Annotated in this window: 14 protein-coding genes; 6 read left to right on the top strand and 8 right to left on the bottom strand. The window is 70.7% G+C overall.

The annotated features are described in order from the left end of the window. The first annotated feature begins 62 nt into the window (after positions 1-62). The gene (locus ABT061_RS19970) at positions 63-755 is read left to right on the top strand and encodes an alpha/beta fold hydrolase (RefSeq protein WP_350919605.1); all 693 of its coding nucleotides are present in this window, start codon (positions 63-65) and stop codon (positions 753-755) included. Between the two features lie 297 nt (positions 756-1,052). Here the strand turns inward: ABT061_RS19970 and ABT061_RS19965 are convergent, their stop codons facing one another. Genes ABT061_RS19965 through ABT061_RS19935 form a run of 7 tightly spaced genes read right to left on the bottom strand, consistent with a single transcriptional unit; the run spans position 1,053 to position 9,351 of the window. Next, on the bottom strand, positions 1,053-2,681 hold the full coding sequence (locus ABT061_RS19965) for an amidohydrolase (protein ID WP_350919602.1): 1,629 nt from the start codon (positions 2,679-2,681) through the stop codon (positions 1,053-1,055). A gap of 31 nt (positions 2,682-2,712) precedes the next feature. After that, positions 2,713-4,128 carry an amidase gene (locus ABT061_RS19960; RefSeq protein WP_350919599.1) on the bottom strand — a complete coding sequence of 472 codons (1,416 nt, stop codon included), beginning with the start codon at positions 4,126-4,128 and terminating at the stop codon, positions 2,713-2,715. After that, positions 4,125-4,952, bottom strand: coding sequence for an ABC transporter ATP-binding protein (locus tag ABT061_RS19955; RefSeq protein WP_350919596.1), 828 nt, complete (start codon positions 4,950-4,952; stop codon positions 4,125-4,127). Before ABT061_RS19955 ends, ABT061_RS19960 begins: the two co-directional genes overlap by 4 nt. Beyond that, entirely contained in the window at positions 4,945-5,913 is a 969-nt protein-coding gene (locus ABT061_RS19950; RefSeq protein WP_350919593.1) for an ABC transporter ATP-binding protein, read from the bottom strand. The genes ABT061_RS19955 and ABT061_RS19950 overlap by 8 nt, the downstream gene beginning before the upstream one ends. Continuing rightward, positions 5,913-6,776, bottom strand: coding sequence for an ABC transporter permease (locus ABT061_RS19945; RefSeq protein ID WP_350919590.1), 864 nt, complete (start codon positions 6,774-6,776; stop codon positions 5,913-5,915). Before ABT061_RS19945 ends, ABT061_RS19950 begins: the two co-directional genes overlap by 1 nt. After that, positions 6,773-7,723 (bottom strand): ABC transporter permease, encoded by a 951-nt coding sequence (locus ABT061_RS19940; protein WP_350919587.1) that lies wholly within the window; start codon positions 7,721-7,723, stop codon positions 6,773-6,775. Before ABT061_RS19940 ends, ABT061_RS19945 begins: the two co-directional genes overlap by 4 nt. An 8-nt stretch (positions 7,724-7,731) precedes the next feature. Next, positions 7,732-9,351, bottom strand: a complete 1,620-nt coding sequence (locus ABT061_RS19935; RefSeq protein ID WP_350919584.1) for an ABC transporter substrate-binding protein — start codon at positions 9,349-9,351, stop codon at positions 7,732-7,734. Between the two features lie 160 nt (positions 9,352-9,511). Here ABT061_RS19935 and ABT061_RS19930 point away from each other — a divergent pair, with 160 nt between their 5' ends. After that, positions 9,512-10,582: a LacI family DNA-binding transcriptional regulator gene (locus tag ABT061_RS19930; RefSeq protein ID WP_350919581.1), complete on the top strand. Its 1,071-nt coding sequence runs from the start codon at positions 9,512-9,514 to the stop codon at positions 10,580-10,582. A gap of 124 nt (positions 10,583-10,706) precedes the next feature. Here ABT061_RS19930 and ABT061_RS19925 read toward each other — a convergent pair whose 3' ends face one another. Beyond that, the gene (locus ABT061_RS19925) at positions 10,707-13,100 is read right to left on the bottom strand and encodes a beta-glucosidase family protein (protein WP_350919578.1); all 2,394 of its coding nucleotides are present in this window, start codon (positions 13,098-13,100) and stop codon (positions 10,707-10,709) included. A gap of 354 nt (positions 13,101-13,454) precedes the next feature. Between ABT061_RS19925 and ABT061_RS19920 the strand changes: the two genes are divergently transcribed. The 4 genes from ABT061_RS19920 (at position 13,455) to ABT061_RS19905 (ending at position 17,677) form a co-directional block, all read left to right on the top strand. Continuing rightward, positions 13,455-14,048 (top strand): TetR/AcrR family transcriptional regulator, encoded by a 594-nt coding sequence (locus tag ABT061_RS19920; RefSeq protein ID WP_350919575.1) that lies wholly within the window; start codon positions 13,455-13,457, stop codon positions 14,046-14,048. 430 nt (positions 14,049-14,478) lie between these two features. Continuing rightward, on the top strand, positions 14,479-15,312 hold the full coding sequence (locus ABT061_RS19915; protein WP_350919572.1) for a hypothetical protein: 834 nt from the start codon (positions 14,479-14,481) through the stop codon (positions 15,310-15,312). Positions 15,313-15,537: 225 nt separating this feature from the next. Beyond that, entirely contained in the window at positions 15,538-17,103 is a 1,566-nt protein-coding gene (locus ABT061_RS19910) for an alkaline phosphatase D family protein (RefSeq protein WP_350919569.1), read from the top strand. A gap of 43 nt (positions 17,104-17,146) precedes the next feature. Continuing rightward, entirely contained in the window at positions 17,147-17,677 is a 531-nt protein-coding gene (locus ABT061_RS19905; protein WP_350919566.1) for a hypothetical protein, read from the top strand. Positions 17,678-17,697: the final 20 nt, after the last annotated feature.

Raw genomic sequence — 17,697 nt, 5'->3', positions numbered from 1 at the left:
GGGGGTGCCACCTCTCGTCGGCGCGGCCGCCGTCCTGTTGATCACGTCTGTGAAGGAGTCCGATGCTGCACACTCGCGAATGGGGCCGCGGCGACCGGGTCGCCGTGCTGATCCACGGCATCATGGCCGACTCCCGCTGCTGGTGGCGGGTAGGCCCGGCGCTGGCCGAGCGTGGCTACCGGGTCGTCGCGGTGGACCTGCCCGGCCATGGCGAAAGCCCCCGTGCCGAGGAGTACACCCCCGAGCTGTACGCCTCAAGCGTGCTGGAGTCGGTCCCGGCCACACCCGAACTGGCCATCGGTCACTCACTCGGCGGCCTCACCCTGTCGCTCGCGGTCGAACGGCTCAAGCCGGGCAGGGCGATCTACTCCGATCCGGCGTTTCGCATCCCCCGGATCGACGGAGTGGACTTCGGTGCGATGATGGCCGCGGCCAAGGACCAGACCGTGGAGATGGTGCGGCAGGTCCATCCCGGCTGGTCCGCCGAGGAATGCGCCCTTGAGATCGAGATGCTGGCCAGCTGGGACCCGGCCACCGCGATGGCGCTGAACTCGTTCGCCGGCTCGGACTTCACGCCCGAACCGGTGGTGCCGTCACTGGTTCAGCAGGCCGACCCGAGTGAGCTGATCTCCCCGGAGGCGGCCGAGGCCCTCATCTCCAAGGGCTTCGAGGTGCGTGTGGTGAAGGGCGCCGAGCACACGATCCATCGCCATCTGTTCGAAGACTTCATGGCCGGTCTCGACGGCTGGATCTAGATCTTTCCGACACGGCTGCTCGCGCCGCTCGCCGCGGCGTCCGTCATCGGCCTGAGCGGCTGTCCGGCGCTCGTCGTCATCGTCATCGTGGCGGAGCCGGCCGTGCTCCCCGTCAAGTCCGTCCGCTGATCCGTACCGCTCCGCGCCGGACGCGAAAACTCGGCCGGGCGGGGAGCACGATGAGTCCAGGGGTCTTCCGGTCGCCGGCCCGGAGGTATGAGACGAGCGCGCGGAAGCTCGCGGACGAGGTCCTGGACGAGCTGTCCCCCCGGCCGGGACGCGTCCGGACGGCCGGCGTCAGAAGACCGGATCGGTGTGGACCCGCTCGCCCTCGACGTAGGTGGCCAGCACCGTGGTCTCGGCGATCTCGGTGGCCGGAATCGAGAAGGGGTCGCGGTCGGTGATCACCAGGTCGGCGAGCTTGCCCTTCTCGATCGTGCCGGTCCGGGTGTCCAGGTGGTTCACCCGCGCCGTGCCGATCGTGTAGGCGGCCAGCGCGGCCGTCAGGCTCAGACGCTGTTCCGGCAGGAACACCTTGGCGCTCTCGCCGGGGACCGTCCGGTTGACCGCGACATGGATGCCCAGGAACGGGTCGGGGCTGCTGACCGGCCAGTCGCTGCCCGCCGCGAGCGGAGCGCCCGTGCGGGCCAGCTCCCCGAACGGGTACTGCCAGCCCGCCCGTTCCGGGCCGAGGAACGGAATGGTCAGCTCGTCCATCTGCGGCTCGTGCGCCGCCCACAGCGGCTGCATGTTCGCGGTGATCTCAAGAGCGGCGAAGCGCGGCACGTCGTCGGGATGCACGACCTGCAGGTGCGCGATGTGGTGGCGGAGGTCGTTCGTGCCGTTGGCGGCCCGCGCCGCCTCGAACGCGTCCAGGGCCTCGCGGGCCGCGCGGTCCCCGACGGCGTGCACGTGGACCTGGAAGCCTTCGGCGTCCAGGCGGGTGACGTACGCGCGCAGTGCCTCCGGATCGACGAAGCTGATCCCCTGATTGCCGGTCCCGCATCCGCAGCCGTCCAGATAGGAGGAGGTCATCGCGGCGGTGAAGTTCTCCGCGACCCCGTCCTGCATGATCTTGACGCTGGTGGCGCGGAACCGCCCGGTCGTGCCTCTGCGCGCGAGCAGTTCGGGGATCTGCTCCTCGCCCCCGTCGCGGTCCCACCACAGCGCGCCGATCACCCGGGCGGTGAGCAGCCCGGACTCGGCCGCGGTGAGGTAGGCCTGCTGCACCGCGGGGGTGACCATGGCGTCCTGCCAGGCGGTCACGCCGACGGAGTGCAGCCGCCGCTGGCCGGCCCGCAGGGCGGCCAGCATCATGTCCGCGGTCGGCTCGGGGACGTGCCGGGCCACCAGGTGCGACGCGCCTTCGTGGAGCGTTCCCTGTGGGGTGCCGTCGGCCTCCCGCTCGATGCGCCCGTCGACGGGGTCCGGGGTGCCGGCGTCGACGCCGCACAGCTCCAGGGCCCTGGTGTTGACCCAGGCCCCGTGGCCGTCCCGGTTGATCAGATGGACGGGCCGGTCGGGGACCACCGCGTCCAGCAGGTGCCGGCTCGGCGTCCCGCCCGGAAACCATTCCATGGACCAGCCGCCTCCGCTGATCCATTCGGCCTCGGGGTCGGCCTCGGCGTAGGCGCGGACGGCGGCGACGGCCTCATCCGCGTCCTCGGCGTCGTGCAGGTCGCACCGGATCATGGTGAGGCCGGCCAGGACGGGATGCACGTGGGCGTCCTGGAACCCGGGGAGCAGGGCGCGGCCGGCCAGGTCGACGACCTCGGTGGCCGCGCCGATCAACGGCCGGACGTCCGGGTCCTCGCCGACGGCGATGATCCGGCCGGCGCGGACGGCGACCGCCGTGGCGGTGCGGGCGGCGGGTCCGAGCGTGTGCACCGGACCGCCGTGGAGGACGAGGTCGGCGGGGACGGTCATGCGGATTCTCCTTGAGATGAGATCAGGGGGTTCACAGCGACTCCGGGCGGTAGGCCCATGGGCGGACCCGCTCGACGGCGGCGCCGACCTGGAAGACGGTCGCGTCGTCGTAGCTGCGGCCGACGATCTGCACCCCGGTCGGCATGCCGTTGGACGCGCGGCCGGACGGGACGTTGAGCACCGGGCAGCGGCTGGCGATGTTGAAGACCGGAGTCAGCGCGTACTCCAGGTAGTCGTCCAGCTCGACGCCGTTCACGGTGAACTTGGTGTCGACGTAGTCCTCGCCCGCGAGCAGGCCGGGTGCCCCCGTGGTCGGGCAGAGCAGCGCGTCGTAGCGGTCGAGCAGCTCGCCGATCGGCGCGTAGACGGCCGCCTCCAGCTCCAGCCCGGTCAGGAAGGCGCCGCTGTCTCCCATCGCCTGCTCGGCCGTCGCGGCGAACGCGAGGGCGTAGGGGGTGAGCTTGTCGCCGTGCTCGGCCGCGACCCGGGTGACCATGGGGCCGAAGATGGCGCCGAAGTGGATGAAGACGGCCTGGAAGACGTCGGCCCGGCGCAGCCCGACCTCGACCTCCTCGACGATCGCCCCGGCCTCCCGCAGCGCGTCGGTCACCGCCTTGGTGTTGGCCGCGATCTCCGGCTCGATCTCCCAGTCGCCCAGGTTCGGCGCGTACGCGATGCGCAGGCCGGCCACGTCGCCGAGCCGCTCGGGGACGCGCACGGCGGGGCGGAGCGAGACCACGTCGCGGGGGTGCGGGCCGGCGATGACGTTCTGCAGCAGCGCGCAGTCGGCGACCGTGCGGGCCATCGGCCCGTCGTGGCAGTAGTGGTCGAGGTTGAACGGCGGCATCGCGGGCACCCGGCCGTAGGGCGGCTTGTAGCCGACCGTGCCGGTGTTGGCGGCTGGCAGCCGGATCGAGCCGCCGATGTCGGAGCCGGTCGCGAGGGTGGCGGTGCCGGAGGCGAGCGCCGCGCCCGAGCCGCCCGAGGAGCCGCCGGGGGAGTAGTCCAGGTTCCACGGGTTGCGGGTGAGTCCCCACAGCCGAGAGTGCGTGAAGCCCGCGCAGCAGAACTCGGGCGTGGTGGTGCGGGCGTGCACGATGCCGCCGGCGGCCTGCAGTCGCTCGATGACCGGATGGGTCACCTCGGCCACATGGTCGGTGTAGGCGAGCGATCCGTCCGAGGCGATCCGTCCGGCGATCGGCTGCTCGTCCTTCGTGGCGACGGGAATCCCCTCAAGCGGTCGCGGGGAGCCGTCGCGGTAGGCGCGCTCGGCGTCCTTCGCCTGGAGGAGCGCATCCTCGAACATGCGCTCGCTCAGCGCGTTGATCCGGGGCTCGACGGCCTCGGCGCGCTCGATGACGGAGGTCATCAGCTCGACGGGGGACAGCTCGCGGGACCGGAACAGCCGCAGGGCCTCGGTCGCGGCGAGGTAGGCGAGGTCCGTCATGAGATCTCCTTCGAATCGGTCGCGAGGGCACGTCGGTCCGCCGCGATCTGGGCGGGGTCCCAGCCGGGGCGCGGCACCGAGTGCAGTAGCAGGCGGGTATAGGGATGCTCGGGGGCGGCCAGCACCTGCCGGCTCGGGCCGTACTCGACCACGCGGCCCTGGTAGAGCACGAGGATGTCGTCGGCGATGTGCCGGACGAGCGCCAGGTTGTGGGTGACGAACAGATATCCGACGCCGGTGTCACGGTGGATCTCCGAGAGCAGGTCGAGGATCTGGGCCTGGATGGACACGTCGAGTGCGGCGGTCGCCTCGTCCAGGATCAGCACCTTCGGCTCGGTCGCCAGCGCGCGGGCGATGGCGACGCGCTGGCGCTGGCCGCCGGACAGCCGTCTGGGGAGCGCGTCCGCCTCCCGCTCGCCGAGACCGACCCGCTCCAGCAGTTCGTCGCGGCGGGCCCGCCGTTCCCGCGGGCTCATCCCGAAGTGCAGGCGCAGCGGTTCCTCGACGCACTGCGCGACGCTGACGCGGGGGTCGAGCGAGAGATAGGGGTCCTGGAAGACCATCTGGAGCTCTCGGGCACGGGCAAGCCGGGTCGCCTTGCCGCGGGCCACATCCGAGCGGTCCCGGCCGCCGACGCGGATCCGGCCGGCGTCCGGCCGCTCCAGGCCGACGAGCATCCGCGCGGTCGTCGTCTTCCCCGATCCCGACTCGCCCACGATGGCCAGGGAGCCGCCGGGCTTCAGCGAGAAGGAGACGTCGTCGACGGCCACCTGGTCGCCGAACGACTTGCGCAGGTTCTCGACCTCCAGTGTGTACTCAGTCATGGATGAGCTCCTCCGCGCGCAGGCAGGCCACCTGGGCACCGTCGATCTCCCGCCGGACGGGTTCCTCCTGCGTGCAGGCGGGCTGGGCGTGGGCGCAGCGGGCCGCGAAGGCACATCCGGCCGGGCTCTCGGCGAGTGACACCGGACGCCCGGGGACGCCGTGCGGCGGCTCGTCCGACCCCAGCCGCGGGGTCGCGGCCAGCAGTCCCGAGGTGTACGGATGGCGGGGGCGGCCGAAGAGCCCTTCGGTGGACTGCGCCTCGACGATCCGTCCCGCGTACATCACGTAGATGCGGTCGCAGATCGCCGCGGCCAGTTCCAGGTCGTGGGTGACGAAGAGCATCCCCATGTCACGCTCGGCCCGCAGCCTGGTGAGGATCGAGATGACCTCGGCCTGGGTGGTGACGTCCAGTGCCGTGGTGGGCTCGTCGGCCAGCAGCAGCCGGGGCCCGCCGGCGAGCGCGCCGGCGATCATCACGCGCTGCAGCATGCCGCCGGAGAACTCGTGCGGGTACCTGCGCAGGGCCGCGCGCGGCTCACGGATGCCGACCGACTCCAGCAACTCCTCGGCCCGCTTGAGCGCGTCTTTCTGTGACACACCGCCGGCCCGCATCCCTTCGGTGACGAAGTCGCCGATCCTGCGCAGCGGGTTGATGGAGGCCCGAGGGTCTTGGAAGATCATGGAGGCGTCGCGGCGGCGCAGCTCGCGAAGCCGGGTGGAGGACATCGTCAGGATGTCCGCTCCGTCCACCCGCAGGCTGCCGGCGGCCCGCGCTCCCCCGGGGAGCAACCCCAGCACCGAGCGGCAGGTGACGGACTTGCCCGATCCGGACTCGCCGACCAGCCCGACGGCCTCACCCCGCTCGACGTGCAGCGACACACCGTCGAGGATGGGGCGCGCGGCCTTGCCGGCCGCGAGCCGCACGGTCAGGTTCTCGATCTCCAGTAGCCGAGTGGTCATCACTGCTCCCGCCTGGCGACGCGATCGGCGATGGACTCGCCGACGATGCCGAACGCGACCACCGTGATCACGATGGCGACGCCGGGGGCGAGGGCGGGGAGCGTCGCGCCCTGGAGCAGGGCCGAGGAGCCCTCGTTGATCATCGCGCCCCAGTCGGCGGTGGGCGGCTGCACACCGAAGCCGAGGAAGGAGAGTGCCGCGAGATCCATGAGCGCGTACCCGAAGTTGATCGCGGACTGGGCGAGGATCAGCGGAGCGATGTTGGGAAGCAGATGCTTCACGCAGATCACCCAGCCCGACCAGCCCTGCACCCGGTACGCCTGGATGTAGGGGCGGGCCTTCTCCTGCAGGGCCACGCTGCGTGCCAACCGGCCGACGTACGGGGCGTAGGCGACGCTCATCGCGATGACCGGAGCGGTCAGCCCGACACCGAAGACCGCCACCAGGATGATGGCCAGCAGCAGGGCGGGGAAGGAGAAGACGAGCTCCATGGCGCGCGACAGCACGGAGTCGACGACTCCGCCGTGCCAGGCGGCGGTCACCCCGATCAGCATGCCGAGCACCGTCGACACGACCACGACCACCAGCGGGCCGAGCAGTCCCGTCCGGGCACCGAAGATCAGCCGGGACAGGACGTCGCGGCCGGACTGGTCGGCGCCCAGCAGGTGGTCGGGGGTGGAGCCGCTCAAGGTCGCGGACAGGTCGACGGCGTCGGGGTCGTGCGGAGCGATCAGCGGGGCGAGGACCGCCGCGATGATCAGCACGGTCAGCACGGCGAGGGCGGTCGTGACGAGCTTGTCGCCTCCCGCGAGGCGGGCCAGCGGTGCGAGGAGCCTGCGCCGGTGGACGGGCAGGGCGGTCATCTCGTGCCTCCCTTCGCGTGGGACAGGCGGGGGTCGATGAGCGGATGGACCAGGTCGACGACGAGGTTGGCGGAGACGAAGGCCAGCACCACCAGCAGGCTGACGGCCTGCACGACAGGGAAGTCCTTGACGGTGACGGAGCTGACCAGCAACTGGCCGACCCCGGACAGGCCGAAGGCGGTCTCCACGATCGAGGTGGCGACCAGCAGGCCGGCCACGATCGTCCCGGCCACCGTGGTGATCGGGCCGAGGGCGTTGCGCAGCACGTGCCGCCGCACCACGTCCGAGCCGGGCACCCCGCGTGAGCGGGCCACCTCGACGTGCTCGCGTCCCAGCTCCTCCAGCATCGAGGTACGGGTCACCCGGGCCAGCAGGCCGACGAAGGTCAGGGCGAGCGCCGCCGCCGGGAGCGTCAGATGGCTGATCCGGTCGCCGAAACCGCTGCCGTTGCCGAAGGCGGGGAACCAGCCCAGCTGGACGGAGAACAGCGAGATCAGCCCGATCGCGGCGACGAACGACGGGGTGGCCGTGGCGACGCCCGTGCCGATGAGGACCATCCGGTCGACGATGCCCCGCCGCAGCGCGGCCAGCGCCCCGAACGCCAGCCCTCCGATCAGGATGAGCAGGCCGGCGTAGCCGATGAGCCACAGCGTCGTCGGCAGCCGGGCGGTGATCAGACCGCCCACGTCCTGCCGGAACTGCACGGACTTGCCGAAGTCACCGGTGACGACGCCGCTGATCCACTTGGTGTACTGGATCAGGAACGGGTCGTTCAGGTGGTACTGCTCTTTGATGGCCGCGACGGCCGCCGGTGACGCCGAGCGCCCTCCCAGGAGGAAGGACGCCGGGTCGCCGGGGGCGAGATGGACCGAGCCGAAGACCAGGAACGACGTGATGAGCAGTGTCGCGATGATCCCGGTGATCCGGCGAAGGAGAAAGCCCGCCATGGTCGAACTCAACTGGCCGAACCCAGACGAGCGGCCCATGGGAAGACAAGCTGGGAGATGCTGGTCGGCGCGCCGGTGAGCCGCTTGTTGAGGAACATGCTGTGCGGCACCTCGTACAGCGGGATCCAGACCACATCGCGGACGGCGATCTCCTGCAGCTTGGCGATCGTCGCGGCGCGTGCGGCCGGGTCGGCCTGGGTGTTGGCCTCATCGACCAGGGCGTCGTATTCGGGGTTGGAGTAGCCGCCGTAGTTGGCGAAGTTGCCCGTCTCCAGGATCCCGTAGAACTCCAGCGGGTCGGGGGTGGAGTCGTACCAGATCGTCATGACCAGGTCGATGCCCTCGCGGGCTTTCGGGTCGGAGAACAGCGCCGTGTAGGCATCCGGGGCGACCGCCTTCAGCTCGACCTTCAGGCCGATGGCCTGCCCCGCCGACTGCACCGCGTTGGCGATGACGCTGATCTCCGGGGAGAGCGTACTGGTCGCGATCACGATCTTCTTGCCGGAGGCGCCGGCCTCCTCGATCAGCTTCTTCGCCCCGGCGACATCCCTGGTGAGGGGCGGAAGCTTGGCGTAGTACTCCTTGGCCGCCTCCGGGGCGATTCCCCAGGCGCCGGTGGCGCCGGGCGCCTTCGCCGGTGTGGCGACTCCGCCCGCGGCGGCCTTGATGATGCCGTCGCGGTCGAGCGCCATGGACAGCGCCTTGCGGACCTTGACATCACCGAGCGTGCCCTTGAGGTCGGTGGGGATCAGGTTCACGGCCGTCGTGTTGGGACCGAAGTAGAGCGTGCCGCTGTCGGCGGTGCGGAGCTTGGGGAACCCGGGGGGCGGCAGCAGGTAACCGCCGTCGACCTCGCCGGAGAGCAGCGCGTTGACGCGGGCGGCGGGGTCCGGGATGAACACGTTCTTGATCGTGTTCACCTTGGGTACGAGCGACGGGTCCCAATAGTCGTCGAACTTCTTGAGGTTGATCGACTGGCCCTTCTGCCATGAGTCGAGTGAGAAGGGGCCGGTGCAGTTGACTCCGACATCCGGGGTGCCGTAGCCCTCCTTGGCCAGGGAGGCGGCGCTCTCGATGGTTCCGGCGGAGGTGCCCATCTCCTCGTTGAAGAGCTGGTCGGGCTGCTTCAGATGGACCGTGACCTCCATCGGCCCGGTCTTCTCGATCTTGTCGACGTTCGTGTAGGCGGAGACCCAGTACGAGCCGACCTTGGGATCGAGGTGGCGGCGCATGCTGGCGACGACGTCGTCGGCGGTGAGCGTGGAGCCGTCGTGGAATTTCACCCCGGAGCGGATCGTGTAGACCCAGCGCTTGGGGTCGGGTGAGGTCGCGGCACTGGCCAGGCCGGGCTCCACCTTCAGGTCGGGAGTGATCCGCATGAGCTGCTCGCATATGTTGGCGAGCACGGTGTTGGGGTGGTAGTCGAAGGCGTACACGTAGTCCAGGGACTGCGGTTCGGCGTACAGCGACCAGGTCACCGAGTCCACGGCGCCCTTGGCCGCCGGAGTGTCCTTCGTGATCTCGAAAGCGGCGGAGCCGCCGTCCTTACCGGCGCTTGTGGCGCCGCCGCAGGCGCTGACCGCGAGGGCGAGCAGGGCGGTCGCCGCGACCAAACGGGAGGTGCGCATCAGATCACCTCTTTCTGAACGGGCCGCAACGATCCGATGTGCGGCTGAGATTGCAGTGAGTATTCGTGAAGGAACGTTCCTGCACAAGAGGTTGGCGGAACGATTCTGCAATGGTTGGACGGGTGGCGGCAGCGCCCGGCAGGATGACAGGATCGTTTCCATGAGCCAGTCAGAGCGCACGGTCCGGGTTCGCCTCGTGGATGTGGCCAGTGCCGCGGGGGTGTCCAAGACGACCGTGTCGGACGCGCTGAACGGGACCGGTCGGCTTCCCGCGGCCACCCGCGAGCATGTGCAGAGGGTGGCGCGAGCTCTCGGCTACCGCCCGAACGCCACGGCACGGCTCCTACGCAAGGGGCACACCCGGCTGCTCGGCCTCGCGGCACGTGAGTACGTCGAGACACCGTGGGTGTACACCGATCTGGCCTACTTCTCGCAACTCGTCATCGCCACGACCCGGGTGGCTCTGTCCCATGGATACGGCGTCGTCCTGTTGCCGACCTCCGGGCCGGGGGACTGCTGGCTGGACATGCCGCTGGACGGCGTGTTCGTCGTCGACCCGGTCGCGGGAGATCCGATGGTCGGAGACTTCCTCGCAGCGGGCGTCCCCGTGGTCTCCGATCGCCGGGCCCTGGCGGAGGTCACGAGCGGAGTACAGGAGATCGGCCGATGGGTCGACTTCGACAACGACGGCGCCGTACGCCAGGTCCTCGATCACCTGGAGGACGCCGGTGCCGAACGGATCGCGGTCGTCGCGGCCGCGGCCACAGCCTGCTTCCACCAGCAGTCCGTGGGCGCCTACCAGGACTGGTGTGCCGAGCGGGACCGTGAACCCTGGATCGTCTACCTGCCCGGCCCCGGTGTGCAACACACGCTCGACGCCGTGCGGGAACTGCTCGCCGCCCCGGTCCCGCCGGACGCGCTGTTCACCCTGGTCGAGGTCAGCTCGCCACTCCTGCTGGACACGATCCGCAGGCTCGGCCGCTCCGTCCCCGACGACCTGCTGCTCGTCTGCACCACGGAGGATCCGGCGGCCGCCTACACCGACCCGCCGATCAGCACGCTCAGCTTCCTGCCCGGCGAGACCGCCCAGGCGGCGGTGGAACTGCTCGTCGACCGCATCGAAGGGCGCGAGGGTGACCACGGCCGCCTCTTCTCGGCCGACTTCCAGATCCGCGCGTCTTCGGTCTTTCCCAGCCGGCGGCCGGTGGTGTCCCCGCTCACTCCTGGATGACGCTCAGGCGGAATCGGCCTCGGAACCCGCGGGGTGGGACGCCGGGCCCGGCCTCGAAGAGCTCGCTGAAACCGCTGGGGCCCTGAACGCCCCAGCGGGCCGCCACCGCGTACGCGGGAGTCTCCTACAGGGTTATGGCGGTGGTGAGGCGGATGTCGTCGAGTGAATGCCCGGTCTGGAGCACGTAGTCCCCGGAGACCAGGCGCCATCCCTGCTCGCTCCAGACCTCGGCCGCGCGGCGCGGGATCTCGACGGGCACCTCGGTGGTCTCGCCGGGGCCGGCCTCGGCGACGGCGAACCCGACCAGCCAGCGGGCGGGCCGGGACTCGTCGGGCACCGCGGGTGCCAGGTAGACCTGCACCACCTCGCGGCCGGGACGGTCGCCGGTGTTGCGCACCCGGACGGTGAGCGTCCCGTCGGCGTACCCGGCGGACTCGTAGTGCCAGGTCGTGTATCCGAGACCGGCTCCGAACCCGTAGGCGGGAGCCGTCCCCGCCCGCTCCCAGGCGCGGTAGCCGACGAAGACGCCCTCCTCGTACCGCAGCACACCGTCGACGGGGGTGACGTCGATGACCGGACACTCCTCGAGCACGCCGGGCCAGGTGGTCGGCAGGCGGCCGCCCGGCTCCGTACGGCCGAGCACCACGTCGGCCAGCGCGTGGCCACCCTCCTGGCCGGGGAACCAGGTGAGCAGGATGGCCGCGACCTCTTCCCGCCACGGCATCTCCACAGGGGAGCCGGCGTTGACCACGACGACCGTCCGCGGGTTGGCGGCGGCCACCCGGGACACCAGCTCGTCCTGGCGGCCGGGCAGCTTCAGCGACGTGCGGTCGAAGCCCTCGCTCTCCACCTCCTTGGTCGTGGCCACGACGACCACGGCGACGTCCGCCGCCGAGGCGACCCGTACGGCCTCCTCGATCAGCTCGTCCGAACCGGGCGACGGCTCCCGGTGACCGAGCGTGGCGCCGACGAAGGGGAACGACAGCAGGCCGGACCGGGGCAGCGTGTGCTCGAGGTGGACGTCGACCGGCTCCCCGGCGCGCAGATCCACGTCGACGACGGTGCGCGGCGGCATCATGAACAACGCGATCGGGTCATCGCCCTCCGGGACCATCTTCCCGTCGAAGCGGGCCTGCCCGCCGACGACGAGCCGGAAGCGGCCGACTCCCTCGATCGAGAGCCGGTGCACGCCGCCGACCGCGGGAGTGAACGTGCCGGTGATCTCGACGCTGCGCAACTCTTGGAAGGCCACGCCTTCCGGCATCTCGCCGAGCCACTGGATCACCCCCTCGGACAGCGGGAAATCGCCGAGCACCCGCCTGTCCTCCGCCCGGCAGACCGCGCGCAGCGGGAAGCGCGCCGGGTTGAACCTGCCGCTGGGGTCGGCCCCGCGGGCGTAGGTCATCCGGATCCCCGCGGACGCGAGCCCGTCGTACGGTGACACGACATGGGAGGGGAAGACCTGCGCGCTGCCCCCGCCCATCACGCGGGCCTCCTTCGCCGCTCCTCCGATGAGGGCCACGCTCGTGTCCGGGCCGAACGGCAGGACGCCGTCGTTGCGCACCAGCGTGAACGACGCCGCCGCGACCTCACGGGCCAGCGCCTCCCCGTCGACGGCCGGAAGGGGTTCGGCGCGGGACGCGCCCTCCAGGGCGCCCACCCGGCGGGCCAGGGTCAGCACCCGGCGTGCGTGCTCGTCCACGACCTCCTCGTCCAGTTCTCCGGCGCGTACGGCCGCCGCGAGCGCCGGGCCGTACACGGTGCCGGGGCCGGGCATGGCGATGTCGAGCCCGCCGAGCGCGGCGCGGATCGTGTCGCGGGCGGCCGTCCAGTCGGAGACGATGACGCCGTCGAAACCCCACTCGTCGCGCAGGACCTTGTTCTGCAGCTCGTCATGTTCTGTCATGGTGGGCCCGTTGACGCTGTTGTAGGCCGCCATGACGCCGAACGGCCCCGCCTTCTTCACCACGAGCTCGAAGGGGGCCAGGTAGAGCTCGCGCAGGGCGCGCTCGCCGACCAGGACGTTGGCGGTCATCCGCTCGGTCTCGAAGTCGTTGGCCACGAAGTGCTTGACCATGGCGGCGACCCCGCCCTCCTGGACTCCGGTGACGTAAGCGGCGGCGATCTCGCCGCTCAGCATCGGGTCCTCGGAGTAGCACTCGAAGTGCCGGCCGCCGAGGGGGGAGCGGTGCAGGTTGACGGTCGGTGCCAGCAGCACGTGAACGCCCTTGCGGCGGGCCTCCTGGGCCAGCAGGTTGCCGACGCGGCGGGCCAGCGCCACATCCCAGGTCGCGGCCAGGGCGGTCGGGCTCGGCAGGGCGATGGACGGGTCGTCGGCCGTCCACCTGGCGCCTCGGACGCCGATCGGCCCGTCCGACATGACGATCGCATCGAGGCCGGCGCCGGGCGCCGCGGGCAGGCTCCACATGTCCTGACCGGCCAGGATGCGTGCCTTGGTGTCCAGGTCGAGTTTGCTCAGCGCCTGTTCCACGATGTCGTCGTGCTCGATTCCCGACACGGTCAGCGAACCTCCTTGATGCGGGTGACCAGAACTGTGCCCACGATCACGCGGATCGAGGAGAAGAGGAAGAGTGCGGGCCGGTTCCTCCGGCGGTCGCGCGGAGCGTCGTCGGGGAACCGGGGCCGGCGAGGGCGAGGCGGCGCGCGAAACCAGCGCGTGCGGCGGCCGGGAGAACGCCGGGCCTCCCTGGACCGACGACGAGGGGTCCGGCCACGTGATCTCCTTGAGCCTCGCTGTACGCGCCTTCCCTCGGGAGTATGCCCGCAATTACCGAATAGTCGGTAGGTCATGATATGTAATTGTTATTCTTGCTGATCACGTTAGGCTCGGCGCGACGAGAGGAGTTGACGCATGGTGCGACGCCGAGGATCGCGCGAGAGCCGGCGGGAGGAGATCCTGCTGGCCGCGCTCGACGTGTTCGCCGAACGCGGCTACACGGGGGCGTCGATCGCATCGATCGCCGAGCGGGTGGGCCTCAGCCAGCAGGGGGTGCTGCATTACTTCCCGAGCAAGGATCGGCTGCTCGCCGAGGTTCTGCAGTTGCGCGACGAGCGCAACCTCGACGTGCTCGTGCTGCCCGGTGAGGGGGGAGCGATCACGCTGGACACCGTGGCCGCGCTGGTCGAGTACAACGCACAGCGCCGCGGCATCGTGCAGTCCTTCACCGTGCTCTCCGCGGAGAGCGTGATCGAGGACCACCCGGCCAGGGATTTCTTCAAGGAGCGCTACGGAACCTCCCGCGCCTGGATGGCCGAGGTGATCCGCGCCGAACTCGGCGACGAGTTGCCCGCCGGCCTCACCCCCGAGCAGGCCGCGCCGCTGATGTTCGCGGTGATGGACGGACTCCAGCTCCAGTGGCTGCTCGCCCCCGACGAGATCGACATGCCGGGGCTGTTCCGCGCCTTCCTCTCCCTCCTGAAAGCCCGCCACCCGGTCTCCGAATAGCACCCCATACGGCTCGGCTCGCGCTCGCCGCGAAGGCCGCCGCCCCCGCAGTGGTCGATACGGCGAGTGCGGCGACAGGCGCTCCGCCCGTGCTCTCCGGGCCGATCGGTCAGCCGGGAGACGGCCGCACCGACCCGTTCGCCCGCCCACAGTCCGGGGCCTCGGCGCCGGCGAAACAGAAGCCGCGAAGCAGCAGGTAGAGAACATCGGCCGCGAAGTCGGTGTCGGCCCCGCCCGCCGCCGCTGCCCGCGGGATCGATCCGCGCACAGCGACGCGTCATGCGCGATCCACGGACCATGAGCCCGTTGACGGTTTTCGCCGGTGCCGCCGTGGTCTTGTGGCGCGGGGCTCGCTTCCGCCACAGTTGCTCGGGGCGTATGCCATCGACACCCGTGAAAACCGGGCATCCAACACAGAAGGCGGGGGCGGATGGACACGATCGTCGGGGTGCACGGTATCGGTAAGTACCGCTACTACCGCGACGCGGGTAACTCGGTCAGCGGCGCGGCGGTCGCGATGCGCGACAAGTGGGACCGCTACCTGCACAAGGGCCTGACCGGCGGCAAGCCGCACGCCAAGGAGCGCTACATCACCGAGATCGCCTACTACGCCCACCTGCTGGGTGAGAGCAAGGACGACTCCAGGCGCGCGGTGCGGAGCATGAACGTCGGTGCCCAGGAGGTCTTCGTCGCCTGGGCCAAGCAGCTCGACTCGGTGGGGGAGGGGCTGACCGGCGCCCTGCACCGGATGACCGGCTGGTTGCTGGACCGGTTGCAGGGCAACGCCGTCGACTTCGCCAGGTTCTTCTGTCCCGAGGTCGCCGCCTACATGGTGGCCGGGAGCGAGGCGCGCGAGAAGTCGAGGGCGGCCGTGGCCGAGGTGATCAGGCGGAACCGGCCCAGGGTGGTGATCGCGCACTCGCTGGGCAGCGTGGTGACCTACGAGACGCTCTGGGCCAACCCCGACCTGGAGGTCGACCTGCTGATCACTCTGGGCAGCCCGCTCGGCATGCGCAATGTGATCTTCGAGCGCCTGGTGCCCGCACCGGTCAACGGCTGGGGCGGCCGGCCTCCCAAGGTCAGGCGGTGGGTGAACATCGCCGACAAGGACGACATCGCGGCGATCCCGCCGGGGCTGCGGACCTGCTTCACCGGCGTCGACCAGGAGGCGCTGGTCAACCTCGACTGGCTCGACTTCCACACCGTGGAGAAATACCTGGGTTGCGGCGCCCTCACCCCCCACCTCAAGCCCTACCTGGGGTGACCCGCCCGCTCGGGTTCACCGCCGCGGAGGCCGTCGCCTTCTGAACCGTCACTCCGGGGTTCGGGCGCGGCCACCGCGGGGAAGCCGACCCTTCGCCTCGATGTCGCCCGCCGGTCGGCCGGTGTTAAGTCACCCTGGGTAAGGCACTTGCCTGTGCAACGGCTGTTCATCCTGCCTTGATGCTCAGGCCATGGCGGGGAAAGGTGGGGCGGTTGCACTGGGGGCGTGGAGCAGAAGCTGTCACGCAGAGTGTTTCTTTCCGCCGCCGCCGGTGCGGGCGGCCTGTTGCTCACCGGGGCCGGGCACGGCCCGGCCCGGACCCTCGCCGGCGACCCGTTCAGGCTCGGCATCGCCTCCGGCGACCCGTCGGCGGACGGCGTCGTGCTGTGGACCAGGCTCGCCCTCGACCCGCTCGGCCCGGACGGCCGGGGCGGGATGCCGGCCAGGGACGTGGATGTCGAATGGCAGCTCGCCACCGACGAGCGGTTCGCCAAGGTGGTCCGCGCGGGCACCGAGACCGCGCGCCGGCAGCGGGCGCACAGCGTCCACGTCGAGGTGGACCACCTGGAGCCAGGCCGGGAGTACTTCTACCGTTTCCGGGCCGAGGGCCACCTGTCGCCGACCGGCCGCACCCGCACCGCCCCGTCCTCGGTGTCCGCAGTGTCCGCTGTGTCTTCATCGTCCCCGCTGACCTTCGCCATCGCCGCCTGCGCCCACTACGAGCACGGTTTCTACACGGCGTACCGGAGGCTGGCCGAGCAGGATCCCGAGTTGGTCGTCCACCTGGGCGACTACATGTACGAGTACGCGCCACGGGGGTACACGGCCCTCGCCGGGAGCGTACGGCAGCACACCTCGGGCACCTGCGCCACGCTGGCCGACTACCGGATGCGGCACGCGCAGTACAAGAGCGACGCCGACCTGCAGGCGGCGCACGCGGTCGCGCCGTGGCTGGTGACCTTCGACGACCATGAGATCGAGAACAACTGGGCGGGAGAGGTCTCCAGCTCCGGGGACCCGGCGTTCGCCCGGCGCAGGGCCAACGCCTTCCAGGCCTACTACGAGAACATGCCGCTGCGCCGGACGAGCGTGCCCGGCGGGGCGGCGATGCGGGTCCACCGCCGGGTGGACTGGGGGCCGCTGGCCCGTTTCCACCTGCTCGACACCCGGCAGTTCCGCGACGACCAGGCCTGCGAGGACGGGCTCAGGTCCGGCTGCGACGACAGGCTGGCCACCGGGCGCACCCTGCTCGGCGAGGACCAGCGGAGCTGGCTGCTCGACGGTCTCGCGAGCTCCGGCGCCCGCTGGAACCTGGTCGGCCAGCAGATCCTGATGGCCCAGCGTGACTCCAGGGTCGGGCCGGGCACCGAGGTCAACATGGACTCCTGGGACGGCTACGCCGCCGAGCGCACCCGCCTGCTGACCGGATTCCGGGACACGGGCGCGGCCAACCCGGTGGTGCTGACCGGAGACGCGCACATGCACCACGCGGCGGACCTGAGGCTCGACTTCGACGACCCGGACTCGCCCCGGATCGCGGTGGAACTCGTCACCTCCTCGATCGCCAGCGACGGTGACGGTTACCGTGACGAGAGCCGGGTCGCCGCGACGATCGCCGAGAACCCGCACATCTCCTACCTCGACCAGCGGCGCGGTTACATCGTCTGCCGGGTCACGCCACAGGAGTTGCACGCCGACTTCCGCACGCTCGACTACATCAGCAGGCGCGGCGCTCCGGCGAAGACCGGTGCCCGGTTCACCATTCCGGCAGGACAGGCGGTACTGACCTAAAGCACCAGAGGAATTCCTGAAGAGTTGTTGGATGATGCGGCTTATGAGTCCCCTCACCACGAGACTCGGCGCCATGGTTCTCGCCATGGCGCTGGGTGGCACCCTCCTCGTCCAGCCCCCCGCCTCGGCCGCCAGGTCCGCGCTACCCACCGCACCCGCCGTGTCACCCACCGCCGCGGCGCCCACCGACTTCAGGTACGTGATCTCCTTCCCCAAGCACGTCCGCCGGGGGGGATCCCTCGTCTACACGATCAAGGTCAGTAACAGGAAGGCCAGTGGCCAGCACTACGTGGCACTCATCGGGGACTTCCCCAACCGGTTCCGCAAGATCAAGGTGATCTCCAAGCCGCGCAGCGTCAAGTGCTCGGTCAAACGCCGTGACCTTTCCTGCTGGATCACCTCCCTCGACAAGGGCGACTCGACGACGGTGCGGATCCGCGCCTGGGCGGGCTCGCGCCGGGGCGTCGCCACGGTCAGGTTCGGTGTGATCGTCACCGCCGACGCGAAGGCCGACATCGGTAAGCTCCGCAAGGAGATTTCCCGCCTGGTCAAGGTCAGGACGCGTATCCGTTAGCCTCCCGGGGGCGTGCGGCC

This window comes from Streptosporangium sp. NPDC002544 (genome assembly GCF_040295965.1).
In the GTDB taxonomy this organism is placed as follows: Bacteria; Actinomycetota; Actinomycetes; order Streptosporangiales; family Streptosporangiaceae; genus Streptosporangium.
Note: the sequence above shows the minus strand (reverse complement) of the source record. Positions and strands in the feature narration are given on the sequence as shown.